This window comes from Litchfieldia alkalitelluris (genome assembly GCF_002153425.1).
GTDB classification, from domain to species: Bacteria; Bacillota; Bacilli; order Bacillales; family Salisediminibacteriaceae; genus Evansella; species Evansella alkalicola.
Map to the genome: position 1 here is coordinate 4417384 of NZ_KZ119600.1, position 22172 is coordinate 4439555.

At 41.0% G+C, this 22172-nt stretch carries 16 protein-coding genes and 1 other annotated feature; of the genes, 3 read left to right on the top strand and 13 right to left on the bottom strand.

The window, feature by feature from the left end:
• Positions 1-91: 91 nt before the first annotated feature.
• Positions 92-650 (bottom strand) — a sequence feature (16S ribosomal RNA rRNA prediction is too short).
• A 1080-nt stretch (positions 651-1730) separates the two neighbouring features.
• The 6 genes from BW724_RS20930 to BW724_RS20955 form a co-directional block, all read right to left on the bottom strand.
• Positions 1731-2906 carry a DNA-directed RNA polymerase subunit beta gene (locus tag BW724_RS20930; protein ID WP_088077022.1) on the bottom strand — a complete coding sequence of 392 codons (1176 nt, stop codon included), beginning with the start codon at positions 2904-2906 and terminating at the stop codon, positions 1731-1733.
• 183 nt (positions 2907-3089) lie between these two features.
• Positions 3090-3929, bottom strand: a complete 840-nt coding sequence (locus BW724_RS20935; protein ID WP_088077023.1) for a flagellar hook-basal body protein — start codon at positions 3927-3929, stop codon at positions 3090-3092.
• A 118-nt stretch (positions 3930-4047) separates the two neighbouring features.
• Positions 4048-4872, bottom strand: a complete 825-nt coding sequence (locus BW724_RS20940; RefSeq protein ID WP_088077024.1) for a flagellar hook-basal body protein — start codon at positions 4870-4872, stop codon at positions 4048-4050.
• Between the two features lie 572 nt (positions 4873-5444).
• A complete protein-coding gene (locus tag BW724_RS20945) occupies positions 5445-6449 on the bottom strand; it encodes a rod shape-determining protein (protein WP_088077025.1) in 1005 nt (334 codons plus the stop codon).
• Between the two features lie 218 nt (positions 6450-6667).
• A complete protein-coding gene (gene spoIIID / locus BW724_RS20950; protein ID WP_088077026.1) occupies positions 6668-6949 on the bottom strand; it encodes a sporulation transcriptional regulator SpoIIID in 282 nt (93 codons plus the stop codon).
• Positions 6950-7566: 617 nt separating this feature from the next.
• Positions 7567-8364 carry a stage II sporulation protein SpoIIQ gene (locus BW724_RS20955; protein WP_088077027.1) on the bottom strand — a complete coding sequence of 266 codons (798 nt, stop codon included), beginning with the start codon at positions 8362-8364 and terminating at the stop codon, positions 7567-7569.
• A gap of 295 nt (positions 8365-8659) precedes the next feature.
• Between BW724_RS20955 and BW724_RS20960 the strand changes: the two genes are divergently transcribed.
• Complete coding sequence (locus tag BW724_RS20960; protein WP_235849036.1) at positions 8660-9301, top strand: transposase; 642 nt, start codon at positions 8660-8662, stop codon at positions 9299-9301.
• Positions 9302-9481: 180 nt separating this feature from the next.
• On the opposite strand, the gene spoIID is transcribed toward BW724_RS20960, so the two are convergent.
• Complete coding sequence (gene spoIID, locus BW724_RS20965; protein ID WP_176371513.1) at positions 9482-10519, bottom strand: stage II sporulation protein D; 1038 nt, start codon at positions 10517-10519, stop codon at positions 9482-9484.
• 652 nt (positions 10520-11171) lie between these two features.
• Here spoIID and BW724_RS20970 point away from each other — a divergent pair.
• Both BW724_RS20970 and BW724_RS20975 read left to right on the top strand, forming a co-directional pair.
• Complete coding sequence (locus BW724_RS20970) at positions 11172-11702, top strand: RNA polymerase sigma factor (RefSeq protein ID WP_235849037.1); 531 nt, start codon at positions 11172-11174, stop codon at positions 11700-11702.
• A complete protein-coding gene (locus BW724_RS20975) occupies positions 11689-13038 on the top strand; it encodes a hypothetical protein (protein WP_088077028.1) in 1350 nt (449 codons plus the stop codon). The genes BW724_RS20970 and BW724_RS20975 overlap by 14 nt, the downstream gene beginning before the upstream one ends.
• 626 nt (positions 13039-13664) lie before the next feature.
• Here the strand turns inward: BW724_RS20975 and murA are convergent.
• The 6 genes from murA to nuoL all read right to left on the bottom strand — a co-directional run bounded on the left by murA (position 13665) and on the right by nuoL (position 22065).
• On the bottom strand, positions 13665-15002 hold the full coding sequence (murA, locus tag BW724_RS20980; RefSeq protein WP_088077029.1) for a UDP-N-acetylglucosamine 1-carboxyvinyltransferase: 1338 nt from the start codon (positions 15000-15002) through the stop codon (positions 13665-13667).
• A 33-nt stretch (positions 15003-15035) separates the two neighbouring features.
• A complete protein-coding gene (locus tag BW724_RS20985) occupies positions 15036-15839 on the bottom strand; it encodes a YwmB family TATA-box binding protein (RefSeq protein WP_088077030.1) in 804 nt (267 codons plus the stop codon).
• A gap of 153 nt (positions 15840-15992) precedes the next feature.
• Positions 15993-16226 carry a DUF1146 domain-containing protein gene (locus BW724_RS20990; protein WP_088077031.1) on the bottom strand — a complete coding sequence of 78 codons (234 nt, stop codon included), beginning with the start codon at positions 16224-16226 and terminating at the stop codon, positions 15993-15995.
• A 988-nt stretch (positions 16227-17214) separates the two neighbouring features.
• Positions 17215-18669 (bottom strand): NADH-quinone oxidoreductase subunit N, encoded by a 1455-nt coding sequence (locus BW724_RS20995; RefSeq protein ID WP_235849038.1) that lies wholly within the window; start codon positions 18667-18669, stop codon positions 17215-17217.
• A gap of 4 nt (positions 18670-18673) precedes the next feature.
• Positions 18674-20203 carry a complex I subunit 4 family protein gene (locus tag BW724_RS21000; RefSeq protein ID WP_088078115.1) on the bottom strand — a complete coding sequence of 510 codons (1530 nt, stop codon included), beginning with the start codon at positions 20201-20203 and terminating at the stop codon, positions 18674-18676.
• Positions 20203-22065 carry an NADH-quinone oxidoreductase subunit L gene (nuoL, locus tag BW724_RS21005; protein ID WP_088077032.1) on the bottom strand — a complete coding sequence of 621 codons (1863 nt, stop codon included), beginning with the start codon at positions 22063-22065 and terminating at the stop codon, positions 20203-20205. The genes BW724_RS21000 and nuoL overlap by 1 nt, the downstream gene beginning before the upstream one ends.
• Positions 22066-22172: the final 107 nt, after the last annotated feature.

A 22172-nucleotide genomic window follows, 5' to 3' on the forward strand; every position in this document is an offset into this window, starting at 1 on the left:
CCCAGTTTCCAATGACCCTCCACGGTTGAGCCGTGGGCTTTCACATCAGACTTAAGAGACCGCCTGCGCGCGCTTTACGCCCAATAATTCCGGACAACGCTTGCCCCCTACGTATTACCGCGGCTGCTGGCACGTAGTTAGCCGGGGCTTTCTGGTTAGGTACCGTCAAGGTGCCAACCTATTCGAATGGCACTTGTTCTTCCCTAACAACAGAACTTTACAATCCGAAGACCTTCATCGTTCACGCGGCGTTGCACCGTCAGGCTTTCGCCCATTGCGGATGATTCCCTACTGCTGCCTCCCGTAGGAGTCTGGACCGTGTCTCAGTTCCAGTGTGGCCGATCACCCTCTCAGGTCGGCTACGCATCGTTGCCTTGGTGAGCCGTTACCTCACCAACTAGCTAATGCGCCGCGGGCCCATCTCACAGTGTTAGGATAAATCCCAACTTTTACAATTGAACCATGCGGTTCATTTGATCATCCGGTATTAGCTTCGGTTTCCCGAAGTTATCCCAGTCTGTAAGGCAGGTTGCCCACGTGTTACTCACCCGTCCGCCGCTAACTTCTCTAAAGCAAGCTTTAAAGAAGTCCGCTCGACTTGCATGTATTAGGCACGCCGCCAGCGTTCGTCCTGAGCCAGGATCAAACTCTCCAATAAAGTGTTTGATGTCTAGCTGCAGATTTTCATCTGGCTAATTTTGTAATTCATTGACGGGATATTCTTCATTACTTCATATAATATGAAATAACTTCTTATCCCACTTCGCTTGGCTTTTTGTTTAGTTTTCAAAGGTCAATTTTCTTATAGTGTCGTTTGATGGCGACTTGATTATCATACCATAAACCCACAATCAATGTCAACACTTTTTTAAATTTGTTTTTTCGTCACTCGTTTCAGCGACAAATATTAATTTAACATATCTCCCATCTCAATGCAAGAACTTTTTTTAAATATAATTTTGCTTATTTGAGATGCACCGTTTATTTAGCGGCGAGATCTAATATACCATAATACAATCTAACGATCAAGCAAGTTTTTAAAAAAAGATATATCTTAGTTAATAGTAATAATGAGTTTCTATTAAAATCAATTAATCATTTGAATCGCTACACATATTCTACACATATCCACGATTGCTATTATAGCTGGTAAATTCACCAGGTATAAATTCACTACAGAATTCCATTATGTTTTTAAAAGCCTAAAGAAACTTAAAATCTCTATTCGAGTTGTATATATAATCACAACAATAAAAGTTTCTTCACCGCGAATGCTGCAAGTTGTCTCGACGTACGTGTATTCTCATAGGAAGAGACAGTTACCTCGCTTGCTCCGTTCTTATCAACAAATCTACTCAAATATTAGAGTACTATACTGAGCAACAGGGATAATCATTTACTTAAAAAAGAAATTGAATCACTAAATAAGCAGACAAACTACTCCCTCCTAACACACCACTAATGAAAAACATACTTAACTTCACTCTTCAATTTACATACACACCATAATAGAAAATTCACACCTATTATCCCATTCCACAACAAAACACAACAAAAGGAATGGAGTAGTCCCCATTCCTCAATCATCACTTATAATAACCACAGTGCCAAGATATATATATTTTTCAAACACGCGACCAATATACTATATACTCTATATATGTAGAAACTGTAATTCTGCTAGAGTTTTTTACAGCCAATATCAGTAATAGATGTTTTAACTCAACCTTCTACTCAATATTCTGTCTGTCCATTTCAGTATCAGCGAAAATCAAATCATACACATAGTACCATGTCTCTTTATCTAAAATACTACGAGGATCGCCGTCTCCACCAAGACCAAAGCCTACCATTGCACCAACAACTAAACTACCCGCAAGGAGTGACACAACAACAATCACTTTAAGCCAGACTGGTATCAGGCGTATCCTTCCCCTTGGTTTTCGGCTTCTCTTGCTTCTCTTTTCACTTTTTTGTGTTGCTTCCGCTTCCTGCTCTTTTTCAAGACGAAGTTTCCGCCTACTACGCGTTTCACTCATGTTGTCCGTTTCCTCTTCCTCAGCCACTACTGTTTCCTCCACCAAATCAGACCCGTCAGACCTGTTTGATCGGCTAGGAGTAATTTCCGCTTCCTGTTTATCATCTATAAAAACCATCGAATCCGTATCTATAGAAGCATCTGAATGATCAACTTCAGTTTCATTAGTTTCATTTGGGGTTCTTTCAGTTTGGTTAGATTCACCCATTATAGTCGCCCCATCTTCTTCTGCACCTAGTTCTCCTTCAGTAACTACAGCTTCTTCAACATCTTCACCATTTTCCGGATGACTCACTGACTCATCTATTATAGTTGTATCCTTGTCAGGTTCATGAGCAAAGTCAGATACAGACGCAGAATCAGTTTCAAGTGCAGTATCAGATTTAGAACCTTGAGCATAGTCAGATACAAATGCAGAGCCAGCTCCTGTGGAGGAATCACCCTCAGTTGAGGTAGAATCTGCAACGTTAGCTTGTCCAATGTTTGAATCATGATTCTCTTTTTCATCAAAGGCATGAGCTGTGCCTACCTCATCACTAGCCAAATTTGTTGGCGTATGATCCTCACCTTCTTGAACATCTGCATCAGCAAAGTCCTCAGATTTAGAGGTATTACCTGAATTTTCAAACTCACCAGATACAAACCCGTTGCCCGATGATTCAAACTCACCAGATACAGGGGCGCTGTCAGATGAATTAACCCCCTCACTAGACTCAACACTATTTTTTACAGGATCGTCGTTAGCATGGTTTGGTCGTTGACTCGCTTCACCAGTTTGCTCATCAAGCTGGTCAGTATTCCGCCCCTCACTGCCACGCCCCTTACTATTTTGTTGTTCGTTCAGATCCAATTCATTATCTTTACTCATGATAACCCCTCGTTTATCTGGCTTACCTCACAACATTACATTACATCACATTCATCACAGTACGCACAATTACATCACGGCACATCGACGCACATCGACGCACATCGCATTAAATCCACGGCACATCGCAGCACAAATTTATTTCACGTAATCGCAATAAAATTGAAATACGAATTCATTTCATTAACGTAGATTATTAACAAGTCCCATCATCTGATCTGTTATGGAGATAGCTTGGGAATTAAACTGATAATTCCTTTGAGCTAAGAGCATTTCTGTCATTTCACGGCCCATGTCTACGTTTGACATTTCAAGAGCACGCTGTTGAATGACTTCAGCTCCAGCTGCACCTACACCTTCGACTAGCACATCAGCAAAACCTAGCTCAAGCTCCTCTAGGTTAGGAAAAATAAAGTTATTTTCACCAGAAGCTAGCATTAATTGCGGCTTTGTCACTTGTACAATTTGCAGTTGTGAAACTTGTTCTGTATTTCCGTTTTGGTCAGTCACTAATATCGTACCTGATTCTGTGATTGTAATGTCTTGGTAGCCAGCAGGTAAAGTTATCGGTGTTCCTGCTTGAGATAACACATAGTCACCATTTTGATTGACAAGATGATTCTCGCCCTCTACATCAGGGTTCGGACTCAAGTAAAAAGCCCCGTCCCTTGTAAAACGACGTGTCCCATCTTCAGAGGGAGCGATTTCAAAGAAAAACCCACGTTCTGTTAAGGCAAGGTCAAGTGGACGATCTGTGTTTTGTATAGCACCTTGCTCAAGGCGCATTGCCGTCTGAGCTACTGCCGCACCTGAACCAACACGAATGCCATTTGGCGTCGTTCGGCCAACTTCATGAGCTGCTACTGTTTGATTGTTTACTTGCTGAAAAAGCAGGTCAGCAAACGTTACTTCACGACGTTTGTATCCTGTTGTGTTCATATTCGCAAGGTTGTTACTCGTTACGTCTAATTTATTCTGAAGCTGCCCCATCGTTGTGGCAGAGGTTATCATCGACTGGATCATACTGTCACCTACTTCCATATATATAACCAAAAATCAACTTACTGATAAAACAGGAGCCTTCTGAGGATCACGCTACCTGTTAGTCATACTGTCACGTGAGTTTTCCCAGAGCTATTGTTTATCCTATACGGCCGATATCGTTCACGGTCCGCTCCAGGCTTCGATCATATGCTTGCAGGACCCGTTGGTTTGCTTCGAAGTTCCGCAATGCTGTCATCATCTGGGTCACGGTCTGGGCTGCGTCCACATTAGAGCGCTCCAGGAATCCCTGCTGCAACTGAAATGTCACGCCTCCGTTACCGATCGCTGTCTGGATTTCTCCATCGCCATCATACCGAAGGAACCCATTCCCTACCTTCACAAGCTGGTCTGGATCCATCACAAGGGCCACGTTAATTTGACCTACCGGCTGTTCGGTCAAGGCATTCACAACTTGTCCATCTGCCGTCACAGTAAAGTTCTCGGACCCTACGTTCAAGCGCTCACCCGCTGCATCAAGGACATAATTCCCTTGTGCTGTTGTGAGGAATCCCGCTCCGTCCACTGTGAAATTCCCGTTTCGCGTATAGCGAACTTCCCCGTCGCCGTTTTCAACAGTGTAAAACAGCATGCCTTCCTGGCCGTTATCTCCAGCAGGCACCACACCTTGCAGCAACGCTAAGTCCGTCGTATTGAACGTTTCATAAATATCACCTTGGCGGAAATTAGGCGTACGCTCTTGCATGTATACACCAGTGGACAACTCACCCACGTGAGTCGTCCCATGTCTTTGGAGATGGTCCGTACCCATTGCCCTGATCAACTGATTCGGAAACGCCCTCATCGACGCCTGGTCCGCCTTGTATCCTGGCGTGTTCGCATTAGCCATATTGTCCGTAAGCATTTCCTGTCTGCGCTGCTGAGTAATCATCCCAGCACCCGCCGTGTACAATCCGCGAATCATCGTCTTCACCCCTACAACCCTTTTGGGAAAAATCTCGTAATCTTATAACCAATCACGCCCTGTTTTCGACAGTGAGGTACGTGATGGTTGGAATTAGTCAACTATGCATGTCCTACGAATAAATCGAGTGACATCTGTTAAATAAAACTAGTTCAGTGCTGTAACCATTATGGAAGTTACGTCTACATTTATACGGTTACGGCACTGAATATAAGTTCTAGTTTTAGCTCTCGACCCGCACAAAAGTTGACCCCTTTATTTTATATATCTTCAAATCATTTTCTCTCTATGTAGTGTACCTAAATTTTGCCCTACACTTCTATATTTCGGCACGACAAAACAAACTATTTACACACTATATAAAAAACATATAGGAAACCTTCCATTTTTGCAATATGAAACCTTTGGGAATCTTCTTTATCTGATTTCCAACTATATAATTGTAACTTTTGCTGTAGCGCGTTTGTTATTGATTATTTTGATTACCTTTTCCTCACGGTAACCTTATCTTTAGTTTGGTGCTGTCTTTCATAACGTGTTTTAAAGTTTGATGCTATTTCTCATAGCGTGTTTTAAAGTTTGATGCTATTTCTCATAGCGCGATCCAAGTTTTCCAGCATGATGCCTGTCCCAATCGCTACACAGTTCATCGGCTCTTCCGCCACAAGTACTGGAACTTTGAGTTCTTCTGAAAGGAGGGCTTCAATCCCGTGCAAGTACGCTCCACCACCAGTAATGATAATGCCACGATCAATAATATCGGCAGAAAGCTCTGGAGGAGTTTTCTCTAAAACATTTTTTGCGGCCTGTACTATATGGAAGATTGATTCTTCTAAAGCTTCACGAACTTCTTCAGAATGTACTGTAATTGTGCGAGGCAATCCACTCACCATATCGCGACCACGAATATCCATTTCTTCACTGCGGGAACCAGGAAAAACAGTTCCTACTGACTTTTTAATATCTTCTGCCGTACGTTCACCAATTAACAGCTTGTACTTTTTCTTTATATATTGAAGGATGTCACTATCGAATCGGTCACCAGCAACTTTGATCGAAGAGGCGGTGACAATGTCTCCCATGGAGAGTACGGCTACATCCGTCGTCCCACCGCCTATATCTACGACCATATTACCACTTGGCTGATAAATGTCCATCCCTGCACCTACAGCAGCTACTTTCGGCTCTTCTTCAAGATAAATATTTTTGCCACCACTTTTTTCAGCAGCCTCTTTAATGGCTTTCTGTTCCACAGAGGTGATATTCGTCGGACAACAAATTAATATTCTTGGTTTAGAGAACATGCCTTTCACACGTATTTTTTGCAAAAAGTGTTTGAGCATTGCTTCCGTTGTATCAAAATCTGCAATTACACCATCCCTCAATGGGCGGATGGCCACAATATTCCCAGGAGTTCGACCTACCATACGAAAAGCCTCATCCCCAACTGCAAGAACGCGGTTAGAACTAGTGTCAATCGCAACGACAGAAGGCTCATCTAGTACGATGCCTTTTCCTTTCACGTGTATCAACACATTTGCAGTACCTAAATCAATTCCTATGTCCCTTCCAAACATCCCATTTTCCTCCCTGATCCATTATGATATGTGGCATTTACCATTCACCGATGTTGGCAGTGGTAGTCATCGAATTCCTCATTTTATGGGCGAATTTACGATAACTCATTTATTTTTCCACTACCATAGTCCGTTTCTACTTCTAGTAATGTGTCCATTGTATCATTTTATCATAATTTGTAGGAAAAAGTGGGAGGATTATGCAATATTTTTTAGTCTTAAGTTTTCACTACTGGGGCTTCTTCCTCAGAATCGTTTTTACGATACTTAACTTTTGTCGCTTCCCCTCCTCGCAAATGTCGAATTGACTTATGATAATCAAGTATTTCCTTAACCTCATTTGCCAGTTCCGGATTAATATCCGGCAGTCTTTCGGTCAAATCCTTGTGTACTGTACTTTTGGAAACGCCAAACTCCTTTGCAATTGTTCGAACTGTTTTTCTCGTCTCTACGATGTACCTTCCAATCTTGATTGTTCTCTCCTTGATGTAATCGTGCACATCTCTCGCCTCCCTAGAGTGTTTCTGGAGTTCAAAAAGACGAAGAAAAGCAGTACCCCCTAGCGTGATGATCTTGATGTCTGAGCTGCGTCCCCCGGTGGAAGCAGGTAGTCTGCCAATGATCCTCCATACTTTCTGAACGACCTATCATTTGTGGTAAGGTTTGTTAAATTTTATTAGAGTAGGCCCTGATATATGCATAAAATAACGGAAGAGTGTTTATCCGACGAAAAACAGCAAAAAAAGTGCGGGACCAGGTCCCGCACTTTTTTGTGAACTTTTTGGAAAATGTCGGGGACCAGGTCCCCGACATTTTTAAGAATTGACTTGATTTTCAGGTGGATGTGCGCTTTTCTTCTCACGAATTGATTCTTTTGATTTCAATACTTTACAAAACATTGACTTCGACAATAGTTTTTTCAGAGAATGTTAATCTTGAAGCATCAAGTAGATTCACAGATGAATGTTGAATCCTCTCTGAACTTACAATTCTCACATAGCTTTTTCACAACACTGTTTTCTCAAACCTGTTAGCAAGCTATGCTTCACAATCACCTTCACACCTTAACATATAGAAGAATTTAACTTGTTTTTTCAAATGTAGATTTATTGTTAAATTATGATTCTTCCATTTGTACGTCTTCAGGCGCTTCTTCTGGCCCTCTTGACTCTGGTGCTTCTTCAGGATCCGTTGTTGGTAAAGCAGACATTGGCTGATCCATGTAGTTCATTGGATTTACTGGATGGCCATCTTTTCTAATCTCAAAGTGAACGTGTACACCAGCTTCACTGTTGTAGAGATTTCTTCCTGCTTGTCCAAGTAAGTCTCCTTGTTTTACAGTTTGACCAACTTCAACTTTCAAATCTTCTAACGCTTGATAGATTGTTACTACATCTTCATCGTGCTCAATGTGTACAACGTGTCCAAACAGTGCATCTTCTTCCGCTTTTGTAACTGTACCGCTCATGGCAGCACTTACGTCAAAGCTCTCTCCATCTTCATTTGAGATATCGATACCTGTGTTTTGGTGGTACGAATTGTTATAGCGAATTAACGCATTTGCACGATCTTCTTCAGAAGATTCATAGTCAAAGAATGTCCCTACTACTGCTACTTCATTTTCATCAAGCACTGGCAGTTGGAAAACTTCATTTGTTGACGTTACAGGAACGGCATCTTCATCAGTGTCACCCATTGGTTCTTCAAGATCCCCAGAATATTCTATATCAAACTCTGAGTCTCTTTCTTCCGCAAGGTCCTCACCTGAACCTGCTAGCCAAATAAATGTAGTTATTACAACTGCAGCTAATCCTAGATACAATGCAGGCACTGCCCAACGTTTTTTCATTAGGCGCTTTAATTTAGCTTGCATTGGCTCCCTTTTGGAAGCTTGTTTCTCCTCATGATTACTCATTTGATCATCACCTCAGCAATCATTTTGATCAAATTGTCTAGACTTTATACATTATTAAGAAAATTTTTTGTTAAATGGTAACTTTGCACGAGGGCAACATTCAAAAAACGTTGATTTCAAGGCGTTTACGAGGTTTTGCAAGAGGAGTAGAGTGTGAGTTACCTGGTAACTTAAAAGGTAGCGAAAATGCGTAAAAATAGTGGATTACTAGAAAAAAATGCTATATAATGAGATTAACAACCAGAATATACGTTCTATTTCCGTAGTTAGAGTTTACTAAAGGAGGACTAAACAATTGGGTAAAAGACGGGTTTGGATCCCACTTAACTATCATCATGTTTCCAATCGTGGAAATAGGCGCGAAGCAATTTTTCAATCCGCTGCTGATTACATCTATTTTCTCAATCTCATTGAAAACGCGCACGAAAAGTTTTCCATCAAGCTTTGCTCCTACTGCCTCATGACTAACCACTATCATCTGCAACTTCTATCAACCGACACACCCATTTCCAAAGTTATGTTTTACATCAACAAGAAATACGCGAATTATTACAATAGGAAATACAAGTACACTGGTCATTTGTTTGAAAAGCCGTTTTTCTCGCGGCCTGTTTATGACGATTATGACATCTTGGCCTTAAGCCGCTACATACATTTAAACCCAGTAAAGGCCACCATGGTGCATCTTCCTGAGGAATATCGCTGGAGTAGTTACTCTTATTTTTTGTCTTCTGAGGCTGCACAACCACCTTCCTTCTTCACCTTCGACCCCATTCTTTCTCAGTTTTCAGGTAACACTCAAGATAAGAAAAAGAAGTATTTGAAGTGGATGATGAAAGCTCACAGTTATGAGGAAAGCATGGATTATTTAGAGAAATTTGTGATGATGGATACTGATATGAAGCAGTTAGCTGCGGAAAAAAAGAGTGATTACTGATGTTCGATGAAAGTGGAAGTAAGTAAATGATTTAACGAGTTAGCGTGAAGTTTGTGCATATATGTGCGTTCGTTAAATGAGTCGGTTACCTGGTAACTAGAATGAAAAGAAGCCCAACTTTCAAAAGTTGGGCTTCTTTTCTTGTTCGATATAATGTTATGTTACCAGTTAAAGAGAGGGTTAACCGGAGGCCATCAATGAACGCATCACTTGGTTAGCCTCTGTAATTTCTACACCTTGATAATAATGGTGAATAATATCGCGGAAGTCGTGACCTTCTTGTGCCATACCATTGGCACCAAATTGGCTCATTCCTACACCATGACCCCAGCCTCGTGTTTCGATATGAATCGTGTCACCACGGCGCTCCCACGTAAAGTCACTTGAAGCAATTATATCCCTTCCAAGCTTTTCTTCACGTACTTGACGACCAGTATACTCCACATCACCAAATGCAACCTTAGCCACATTCCCACCTGTTGTCCTTCCAACAATTTCACCTAAACCTGTTTCCGCTACGTTAATTCCGAGTTTTTCCTCAAACTCTGCCACTGACATTGTTACTTCATTGTAATATCGTGGACTCTCCAGATCCCATGGACTTTCTACACTACGTAAGTATGGGAATTCATATGAGTAGTACTCTTCTGAGTTTTCCGTGTACCCATTGCTCGTCGAGAAATAAAGGGCATCTATAGGTGCTCCATCATAGGTAATAATCATTCCCTCTGTAGCCTTTACCGCTTCCTGAATACGTGCAATTCTCCACTCATAATCTGATCCCCACTCTTCTTGTAGTTCCTCTGCACTTGCATATACCTGATGACTCTCTGTATCGGTTATGTCAGCTCCATGTGGAATTTCTAAATTTCCCATAGTCATTAATTGTATTAAATACGTTCGAGCTGTCAAGGCCTGTGCCTTTAATGCTTCTAACTCATAGCTTGCTGGCATTTCCCTTGCCACTACACCCACAATATACTCCTCAAACGGAACGTGCTCTACCGCTTCTGCTTCTGTTCTAAAAACCGCTACCGTCTCTTGATTCTCCACAACAGTCTCATCAATCCACACTTCTTCAACATCTGGATCGGACTCGTTGGGGCTCTCCATATCAATTTGAGACGCTTCCTCCTTGTTGAATCCTAAAACTAGTATAGTAGGTAGTACTAGAATTAATCCCATAAGTACTAATCCAATTATCATTAACTGCTTCATAAACCCCAGTCTCCTCTCCATCATCACTTCTATTTTTCTATATTGCATATCTATGAAATCATATTACTAGTTAGAACAACTTTAATAGAAAATATACTAGATTCCTTTAGGTTACCAGTTAACCGACTCATATATAGAACACCCTATCCGCCTTAGAACCACGCTAAATTTGGGGGATTTCGTTATTTTTACTAGTAAAAAAGCAGTTAGTTAGTAGGCAACAAATGGGTTAGTTTAACTCTATATCGAACGAACTTAAACTAGTACTAGCTCTATCACTATCACCATCACCTTCACGCTGTGTCATTATATGTTAAGCTATTGTAAAAATGCTAATTAACGTTACCTTAACGTTACCAGCTAACCGACCCATATATAGAACGGACTTTTTCACTTTTCACTGCAACATTTTCGCCTTTTTTGCGTTGTAATCAGTGATTATGGTGATTGGAAATAAAAAGAGGTAGATGGTGGGCTGAGTGTTGCTGTTAAAACGAACGAGTTACCAGGTAACTTTGAGAGAGATGTTGAGGATACTTTGAAGTGCCCAGAGCATAGAGAGAGACATAGATGAGCTGAGATTGCACTGGATCGAATGAGGCACTAGAGAAGGAAAAGGTAGTAGATCATTTCGGAGAGGGGTGAGGGGCAGTTGGGACGGGGGCATGATGAGGTGAAGGAACGAATTAATAATTTGTATCACGAGCACAGTGATGATATTTATCAATACATTTTTTTCATGATAAGGGATCATGGGCAGGCAAAGGATCTCATGCAGGATACGTTTCTTAGGGCGTACGATAACTTTCATCGTTTTGATGGGGATAATCCTCGGGGTTGGTTGTTTCGGATTGCAAGGAACATCACGATTGATTATATCCGTCGTAAGAAGCCAATCACTTATTTTTTTGACATCGGCTCCATCAACACACAGCACGAAGTATCTGCTGAGCATGTGGCAACGTTAAATGAATCTGAGAGAGAATTGTATGAAGCTATCGGTAATTTGAAGGTATCGTACCGTGATGTCATCTTACTACGGCGCATTGAAGGGTTTTCCACGGAAGAAACGGCTGACATTCTTGAATGGGATGAAAGTAAGGTGCGCGTCACTTTATCCCGAGCTATGAAGGCTTTGAAGAAACAACTTGGTAAGGAGGACTCAAATCATGAAGCGATTTGATGAAAATGGTCCGTTGGATAATAATTCTACTGAGTATGACCAGTTTGAGAAGGAGCAACCCGAGAAAAATCAGTTTGGCAATGACTCGGTTGAGAACGGGCAACTCGAAAAGGACCAATTTGAAAAAGACTTTCAGGCCTTGAAAAACAAAGTTACCCCTTTGGAAAAAGAGAAGTATGATATTTTTCACCAAATGAACTCGAAAATGGAGGAACGAGTCCATGCTAGAGAGCTTCGTCCATCAGAGGAGTCAGAGAGTCAGCAAACTCCATGGAAATATTATGCCTCACTCGGAATCGCAGCTGTCATCGTGTTGCTATTGTTTATTCCAGGTTTGTTCCCGTTTTCTGATGAAGGGGGCTTCGTGACTTCTGATGATAGGGGTGACGGTACTGAACAAAACTCGGAGGATGACACCACGCAGCTTGGGTCAGATGAAGAGGACAAGGTCGAAGGCGAAACCTATTTATTAAAGGAAATCATCGATCTTGAAGATATATCATGGTTAGAAATGAGAACAAAAAGCGAGGATGAATCACTATATTTTTACACTGATACAACTGACAACGCCACAGATAAATTGCTACAAGATCTGAGCCAATTACAAGTTGAGGAAACATTTACCGGCACTTTTGGTTTGGAGGATGAGTGTGATTTTTGGATCAAAGTATCCAAGGATGGGGGCATATATAATACAACTAATGTATATATCATGAGTGAGGCTGGGATATATATTCAAACTTCAGGTAACGGTTTATATGTGGTTAGCAGTGATGTTTCTGGCGAGTTTTCCAATAGGCTTCAGTCCATGTTTTCTGAAAATGTTGAAGTTAATTCTATGCTCGGTGGAGTTTGCGGGTATGAAGAGAGTTCAAGCAGGTCCTATCGGTTCCGTTTTGATCTGAGGAACGGGGAAGCCATTCATCCAATACCATGCATTCAGCCTATTTTTAATGAAGACACATATATTTATGCAGGAAGTTCACCTATGAATCCGAGTGCACTGAACGCATGGGAAAACCTCGGTTTCTCTTATTGGGAATCTGTCATTGACCACGAGTACCAAGATGTCTCAATTATGTTAATTGATAATGATATAGATACTACAGATGGAACACCTGAGAAATTAATAAAGGCCGGAGATAACTATTCCATTTATGTAGAGAATCGATACAAGGGAGCGCACGGTGAGATTACTACTTATTTGGCAGATGGTGTGTTTAATGATGAAATGACTTTTTATATTACCATTAACGACAAGGGTGAGTGGTTTACAGAAGCAGAAGCTATCGCTTTGATTGAAGAGCAACTTATTCCTGATATACTTGGTGAATAAAAAAATGGAGTCAAATTTTGAAATTGAATGGGAATGGTTTTGGTGGGGGATCGCTCGGTAGCTTTCTCTTTTTTACGAATACCATATTAAACATGTAGGGATCGCTATCGGCTCTTTCCTCATTTCTAGGGTAATGCGTGCGGACTGGATTTCATGCTTCATTGGATTCCTGGCCGCATTTTCGCGTTTTGCGGACTAGATTTCATGTTCCACTGGATTTCTGGCCGCATTTCCTCGATTACAACCATTACCTTCACTATTACTAGTTATCTTTGCACTTCCCTTTCCTTATTAAAAGAATTACCAATTCTCTCTACATTAAAATAACCTTAAAAATATTTCATTCTTGTTAAATCTACATAATCTTGTTATGTAACACATATTTTGTACAGAATTGGATAAAGTAGTGAGATGAAAAGGACAATATTTCTTTTTACATTTTGCTTAGTAAATGTATATACGCTAATCAGAAATGCTGTGCCATAATAGCATCAAAAACCATGTGAAGTATAGTTAATGTTAAGTGCACACTAAACATAGTAAAAACGTGCTATACACCAGGCGGGAGTACAGCACGTTAATGGAATTATCTTGATTTAAATCAACTAAGTGTGAAGCTCAAAAATTTACTTTACTGCGAAGTTGGAGTTTGGTTCCATCTTCAATGGTGCAGGTGCTTCTAAGTTTTCGAGCTCACTTTCGTTCGGTTCGTAAACTCGCTCAATGTCAGCGCCTATCTGCTTTAGTTTTCCAGCAAGGTCTACATAACCACGGTCGATGTGCTTTAATTCCGTGACACGTGTTTGACCTTCTGCTACAAGGCCTGCTAAAACGAGGGCAGCGCCAGCACGTAAGTCCGTTGAGGCAACCTCTGCACCTTGTAGTTTGTTAGGACCAGTAACAATAGCTGAGCGTCCTTCAATCTTAATGTCACCATTCATGCGACGGAATTCTTCCACATGCATGAAGCGGTTCTCAAATACTGTTTCAGTAATTACGCCAGTTCCTTCAGAACAAAGAAGCAGCGTCATCATTTGAGCTTGCATATCTGTTGGAAAACCAGGGTGCGGCATTGTTTTAATATCGACTGCCTGAAGCTTTTCTGGTCCAATTACACGTAGACCATTGCTTTCTTCGATGATAATAACGCCCATTTCATTCATTTTAGCGATGAGTGGACGAAGGTGTTCAGATAAGACGTTCTCAATGAGTACATTTCCACCTGAAATAGCAGCAGCCACCATAAACGTTCCTGCTTCAATTCGATCAGGAATAATAGTATGGTCTGCACCTGTTAATTCATCTACACCTTGAATGCGAATGGTACCTGTTCCAGCACCGCGAACTTTAGCGCCCATGGCGTTTAAATAGTTCGCTAAGCAGACGATTTCAGGCTCTTCTGCAGCGTTCTCGATAATCGTTGTTCCCTTTGCCATTGTTGCTGCCATCATAATATTTTCTGTGGCTCCAACGCTTGGGAAGTCTAAATAAATTTTGTCACCAATAAGTTGATCTTCCACTTTTGCTTCGATAAATCCATTACCAATTTCAACTGTTGCTCCCATTGCTTCAAAACCTTTGAGGTGTTGATCAATTGGTCGTGAACCAATTGCACATCCTCCTGGTAATGCAATGCGTGCATGCCCAACACGAGCTAATAACGGGCCCATTACTAAGAAAGAAGCTCTCATTTTTCGCACATACTCAAATGGTGCTTCCGTCCCTAATGTTCCTTCCGCATTAACTGTGATGTGTCCATCTTCGTAACTGACATCTGCATTTAGGTTCCTTAACACTTCATTAATCGTGTATACATCAGCAAGCGCTGGTACATCATAAATGTTGCTCTTGCCTTTGCTGGCCAAAATGGATGCAGCGATGACCGGCAAAACGGCGTTCTTCGCTCCTTCGACTCGGACAGTGCCGTTTAAGCTCCTGCCACCGCGGACGATAATTTTTTCCAACGTATTCCCCTCCGCGTCCAGATTTCTATATTATTAATATTCAGTAGTTATAAGTGGTGTGCCAATTGTAACGGTTGTTTTTCCGCCCAATCCTTCATTGTAATCTAATTGTCGTACTGCAGCCTGTAAGTTCATTTCCTGGCCGTTAGTGATTAGCTTATTGTTCCAATGAGGCGTGAGTGCTGATAAGGATACGAAATTATCTTCCTGTACTTCTTCAACTACTTGAGCTGAAAAAGTATCCATCAACTTTTGCCCCATCTGTTGAACATTTAATGCATCATTTTCAGAAACTGTTCCTTCTATCCGTAAAAAAATATCTGCTGGATCATAATTGTTGAGCAAGGCATTCTTGCTAAACAGATGAAACGCGGTATCCTTCGTGGATATGGGAAGGAAAGATGCCTCATAAATGGTGTAAACTTCATATTGATCTTTGCTAGAAGTCATAGGTTGAATGAAAATTGATGTCTTCTTAGTATATGACGATTTTTGCTCAGAAAAAGTTCCGTTCCATTTTTTGCTGCTGTTTACTTTGTTTCTGATTGTGTTCATGTCATCATCTGTCAAGTTCCAGTTTTCCAGATATTTCATCATTTCATCATATGATTCAAAACCCGTTTGGTGACTTCGTGCATAAATGTGAGCACGGTTTGTCATTACACCAATATCTGAGAGTTTTTTATCCATTAATGTTATTATATGCTGTGGTGATTGCTGCGATTTAACAGTTGAATGACTTAAACTTCCTTCTGCTTCCTTAAACCCCGACAACAATGTTGTAATCATAAATATAACAGTACAAGCTACTGCTAGACTTTGCCAATTTCTCCCCATGTAAATCCTCTCCCGTAACCCGTTCAATTGAACGATTTCTCCTTACTAGCATTGTTGCCTAGTGAGAGAAAGACATACATGGAATTATCCGCTAAATCCCGACATAACTTGCCTTAGCCACACTTTCGATTTTATACATTTTGTCGATTTCCCTTAGAATAAAAACCGAAGCATCGTTGACCAGTTCAAATAACTCAAAATAAAGCTGCTCACCATCTCGGTTAAACCTAAAGTGATCAGGATCATTAACACCTTCGCTTTGATCCCATCTGGATTTTTCAAAAACAAATCAAATTTAAATGATTGCAATGACCACCAGACGAACACCAGAACTGTTAGATATATTAAAATATTTAATAATGCCTGTTGTCCCAAGGGCTCCGGCATAATATCCCTCCACCTTAAACCTTCTAATTCTAACTAATTATACTCTCGTCCGCCTATAAAAATTTAGCTTAAATTCTTGCAAATAGACGGTCACAATGATAATAATAACTGGTTTCAATGTAAAATGCTATGCTTATTTTTTCCTTTTTGACAAATTTTTCGTTGTAAACGTTTTTAGTAATTAAAAGTGACTTAAGGGGAGTTTTATTTAAGAAGTTAAGTAATTTTAATTTGAAATATCCCTTCACCTCTGAGTGATTGCTATTATTATGAAATATTATTGTCATTGATGAGATCTGCATGAACTTTCTACGAGCGAGCAAATGCCAATAATAAATTTTTCTAAGCAAAGGGGTTTCTATAATTTAATTAATAAGTATTTAATATCCGTTTCTAAAATATATAAACTACATTTCTTACGTCCACTTATACTTTTTTATAGTCATTAAATTTCCTGACAGCCGTTACCTACTTTTTAGAATTTGCAACCCATAATTCCTAAAAAAAATCCCCCTTCGACTGCAGTACTATTTTGTACGTTGAAGGGGGACTCTTTTTGACCGTTGCGCCTGTTTAAAAAACTGTTTTTAAACTGTAAAGCTGCTTTACACATTAGATACAGTGCAAATGAAATTTACCTCTTTGTTATTTTTTATTCAAAATTATGTACGTTTATGCTAATGATTTTTTGATTAGGTATTGGACTGTAACGCTCACCATACATCTACAAAAGGGGGACGCCACAATAAACAATAAATATTGTTCCGTCGGTGCATTTTAAGTAAAATACCACCCGTCTGCAATGTCCACCACAATCAAACTCCCTTTCCAGTGGAAGCCTCATAAAAAAAGTGCCTTAACAGCTATGTTTTAACAGCTGTCAAAGCACTCTTTAAACATTTTCATCATGAGCTGAGACGCGACACTCTTTGAACCTGATCGTATTACAAAGAATACATGATCCAGGTTTTATAAGTGATGAATAAACTTAAAAGAACCAGTTAAAGCTGTTGAAGTAGCTTGTTATGATACCTGGAATGACTCCAAGTATGACCGTAGCCGCTACAGCAACTGTAACTATTGTTGTAATACCAAGTGGCGCTTTAAGTTCTCCATCATTTGGATTAGGCTCAGACATGAACATCTGTCTGATAATCCCAAAATAATAGTAAAAGCTTACGATACTTGTTGCAAACATGATGATAGCAAGCCATAGCATTTCGCCTACGATAGCACCAATGAAGATATATGCCTTTCCGACGAATCCAGCAGTTCCAGGTAAACCTGCTAGACCTAATAGGAACACAGCCATCACAATTGCCATATACGGGTTTCGGTAAAATAAGCCTTTGAAAGAGGTTAGGTCCTCTTTTCCAGAGCTCTCCGTTACCCAAGTGATTATGGCAAAGGCACCTAAAGTCATAAATACATATGCCACACCATAGAAAGCAATTATACTCATTGTAGCATTTTCATGTACCGTTGCGGCAAGTGGAACAAGAAGATAACCTGCTTGCGCGATACCAGAATAAGCCATAAGACGCTTCACATTTTTTTGCGTAAGGGCAATGAAGTTACCGACGATCATCGTCACTGCAGCAAACGCCGCAAGAATAAATGCCCACTCATTGAATGTGCTGTGGAAAGCAACGATGAATACTCGTAACACAAGACCAAACGCAGCGAGCTTTGAAACAACGGATAAGAAGGCTGTAACCGGTGTTGGTGCCCCTTCATAAACATCTGGTGCCCACATATGGAATGGTACGATGGAAATCTTAAATCCGAAACCAACAAGCATGAACAACAAGCTCATCATGATGATGTAAGGATAGTCCACATAAAGCTGTGGAAGTTCTCTACCGATCGTAATAATCCCAGTTGTTCCTGTTAAACCATATAGGAACGACATTCCATAAAGGATAAAGGCAGAAGCTACTCCACCGAGAACAACATACTTGATGGCTGCCTCAGACGACTTTTTACTTTTCCTTTTAAATCCAGCTAAACAGTAAGATGAGATACTCAGTAGCTCAAGACCAACAAACAGTGTAATGAGGTCTACTGATGAAACCATGATCATTGCACCTAAAGTCGCAAAGAGGATGAGTGAATAAAACTCCCCTTGATAGACATCTGGATTTTTCTCCAGATAGTGCATGCTTATGGTTATCACAAGAGCTACACCGACTAATATAATCAGTTTAAAAATCATGGCGAATTTATCTACAACAAATATCTCTCCAATAAATCCGCTCGAATTATTTGTAAAGACAACAAGCACGGCCGTGATTAACAAGGAAACGACGCTCAAACGTCCAAGGAATGGCTTGCTCCCTTTTATCCCAGTCATGAAGTCAATGGTGAAGATCAACAGAGCTAGGACTAATAATACGATTTCCGGAGTCATTAAAGACCAGTTGGCATCAAAAGCTGACAGCATGTCTTTAACCCCCTATCTTCGACAAGATGTCGATTACTGTAATGTTGATTACGTCGCTTAGGATGTTCGGATATACACCGATGAGAATACTAAATCCTAATAGACCAATCATCGGGATATATTCCATTGGACGGGCATCCGGTAACCCGCTATATTTTTCATCCATCGGTCCGAAAGTAGTGCGCTGTAGTGCCCAAAGGAGGTAGGCAGCTGTTAAAATAATTCCAAGACCTGCAATAACACCAATTGTTTTCGCAGCTGGAAGGATCTCTGCTGATGCTCCGAACACACCAATAAAGGCAAGCAATTCACTAACGAAACCTGATAGACCAGGCAGTCCTACAGAAGCCATCGCAGCAGCTATTGTAAAACCGGCTAATATTGGAACTGTCTTGGATAGACCACCAAGCTCGGAAATCGTTCTTGTCTTCGTCCGTTCATAAATGGCTCCAACCATAAAGAACAGAAGGGCTGAGATGAAACCGTGAGACACTAGTTGGAAGATTGCTCCTTGCATACCTGAAGCAGTAAAGGAAGCAATACCAATGAGAACGATACCCATATGACTGATACTTGAATAAGCAACAAGTCGCTTTAAGTCTGTTTGTACGAGTGCCAGTAACGCACCATAAATGATGTTTACAAGGCCAAGAATTGCAATGAGCAGGGCAAATCTCTGTGCTTGGTCAGGGAAAATCCCAATACCTACACGGATTAAACCATAACCACCCATTTTTAACAGAACACCAGCAAGGATCATACTAGCTGCAGTCGGCGCTTCCACGTGTGCGTTAGGAAGCCACGTATGGAATGGAAAAATTGGTAGCTTTACTGCAAATGCAATAAACAGTGCTAAAAATAATCCTGCCCGTAAGCCTGAGGTTAAGATTTCAGGGTTTGCTGGGTTCGCAAAGATTTGAGCAAGTTCTATAATGCTAAAAGTTAGTTGCGTCTGACCTGAAGCAAGGAACCCTTGGTAGAAAATGGTGATGAACGTTAAGAACATGACCGCACTACCTAGTCCTGTATAAATCAGAAACTTAAACGATGCATAAATCTTTTCCTTTCCTCCCCAGATCCCAATGATGAAAAACATTGGAATGAGAGTTAATTCAAAGAAAAGGAAGAACAGGAACATATCTAGTGCTACGAATACACCGAGCATTCCCGTAAGCAATACCATCGTCCATACGTAAAATTCTTTCACACGCGTTTGAATGGTAAAGGATGCGAAGATCGCTAACGTCGTTACTACAGTTGTTAAAACGAGTAACGGCATGGATAAACCATCAATTCCTATTTCATAATTAATTTGTAGAAAGAAAAGCTCGATCCAAGGAACGGTTTGAGCAAACTGTAATCCTGAAGCTCCCCTGTCAAACATTCCCCATATAACAAGAGATATGAGTAATGCTACGATTGCTGTTGCAGTTGCAATCGATCGAATGACGTTCTTGTGCTCCTTTGGAATTGTTAAGATTAACAACGCCCCGGCTAATGGTAAGAAGACGAGTACCGATAGAATATTTGACATCATCCGAAATACCCCCTTACCACGAAGGCTAATGCGATGACGGCAAGTCCTCCGATAATTGTTACGAGACCGTAAGTCTGCAATTGGCCGTCATGGCGTTTCGCAAACGTACGTCCTGATGAGCGCGTTGCACGTCCGATAAAGTTGACGATACCGTCCACAACTCCTTTGTCCACTTCCCAGAAGAATTTCCCAATAGCAACTGTTGGGCGGACAAAAACAGCTTGGTATAACTCATCAATATAATATTTGTTTAACAGGAGTTTATGTACTCCTGATACATTACTTGTATCCGTAGCTGGAACTGTACCTTTTTTACCATACATGAAGTATGCAAGCCCAATCCCACCTAGTGCGATGACGATAGAAAGTCCCGCAAGCCATAATTCACCATGCGCTTGAGCACCAAGAGTTAGGCCTTGTAGCAGGAAATCTTCCAGCCAGAATCCAAATGGTGTGTTCACAAAGCCTGCAGCTATTGCAAACACTGCTAAAACAACAAGAGGTATAGTCATCCACTTTTTGTTTTCACCATGTGGTTCATGGTCTCCCCTAAATTCTCCAGTGAAGGCTGTAAAGAAGAGGCGGAACATATAGAATGCGGTCATGAAAGCCGTAATGACAGCTAGAATGAATAAGAAAATGTCTCCACCTTCCCAAACCGCAGCTAGAATTCCTTCCTTACTCCAGAACCCTGCTAACGGAGGAACCCCTGCAATGGCAAGTGCACCAATCATGAAGGTAATGGAAGTAATTCTCATGCGACTCCATAGACCACCCATCTTGCGGATATCTTGGCGGTGATGTAATGCGAAAATGACACTACCAGCACCTAAGAAGAGTAGGGCTTTGAAGAAAGCATGTGTTGTCAGGTGGAATAAACCTGCAACATAGCCACCAGTCCCTAATGCTAGGATCATAAATCCGAGCTGACTGACAGTGGAATAGGCTAAGATTCGTTTAATATCCGTATTCACAAGGGCTATTGACCCTGCGAAAAATGCAGTGATTGCACCTACATAAGCAACGATAGTCATTGCTGTCGACGATGCTACGAATAATGGATACATCACACCAACTAAGTACACACCTGCTGCAACCATCGTAGCGGCGTGGATTAAAGCTGAAACTGGTGTTGGACCTTCCATCGCATCTGGTAACCACACATGAAGCGGGAATTGAGCGGATTTACCCACTGCTCCAAGGAAGATGGCGATCGCGATAATCGTAATCATCGTATCATTCACAAGTCCTGCTTCAACATGGGCAAATACTTCAGCATATTCAAAGCTGCCTGTAGCGTTGAATAGAAGAATGATACCGATTAAAAGCCCGACGTCCCCAATTCTAGTAGTTAAAAATGCTTTTTTCGCCGCAGCAGCTGCTTCTGGCTTGAAATACCAGAATCCAACTAGCAAGAACGAACAAAGTCCTACTAACTCCCAGAATATAAATAACTGCAACACGTTCGGCGCGAGGACTAAGCCGAGCATGGAAAATGAAAATAGTCCTAAGTATGAGTAGAATACATTAATTCGTTTGTCTTCGTGCATGTATTCTCTGGAGAAAATGTGTACGAGTAAGCTGACGAGTGTAACAACGATAAGCATTATCGCATTTAACGGTGTCACTTCGTAACCCATGGTGATCGTACTGTCTCCAAATGTGATCCAATTTACTGTAAATGAATAGGTTTCTCCACCAATCCGTTCAAATAGTACGATGACTGATAAGATGAACGACAGGGCCATTGCTGTTATTCCTACGTAGGAGGACTTCTCCTTCAGGGTGTTTCCTAAGAATAACAGGATGATGAAGGCGATAAGCGGAAAAACCGGGATTAACCAGGCATTTTGTATCATACCATCACCTTTTCCTCAATTAATCTCTTACTCTTGCGATTTCTTCGCATGTCTTTACGGGTAGTTTCAGTTTCATAGAAAAGGTCTCACTGTATTGAGTCAATTCC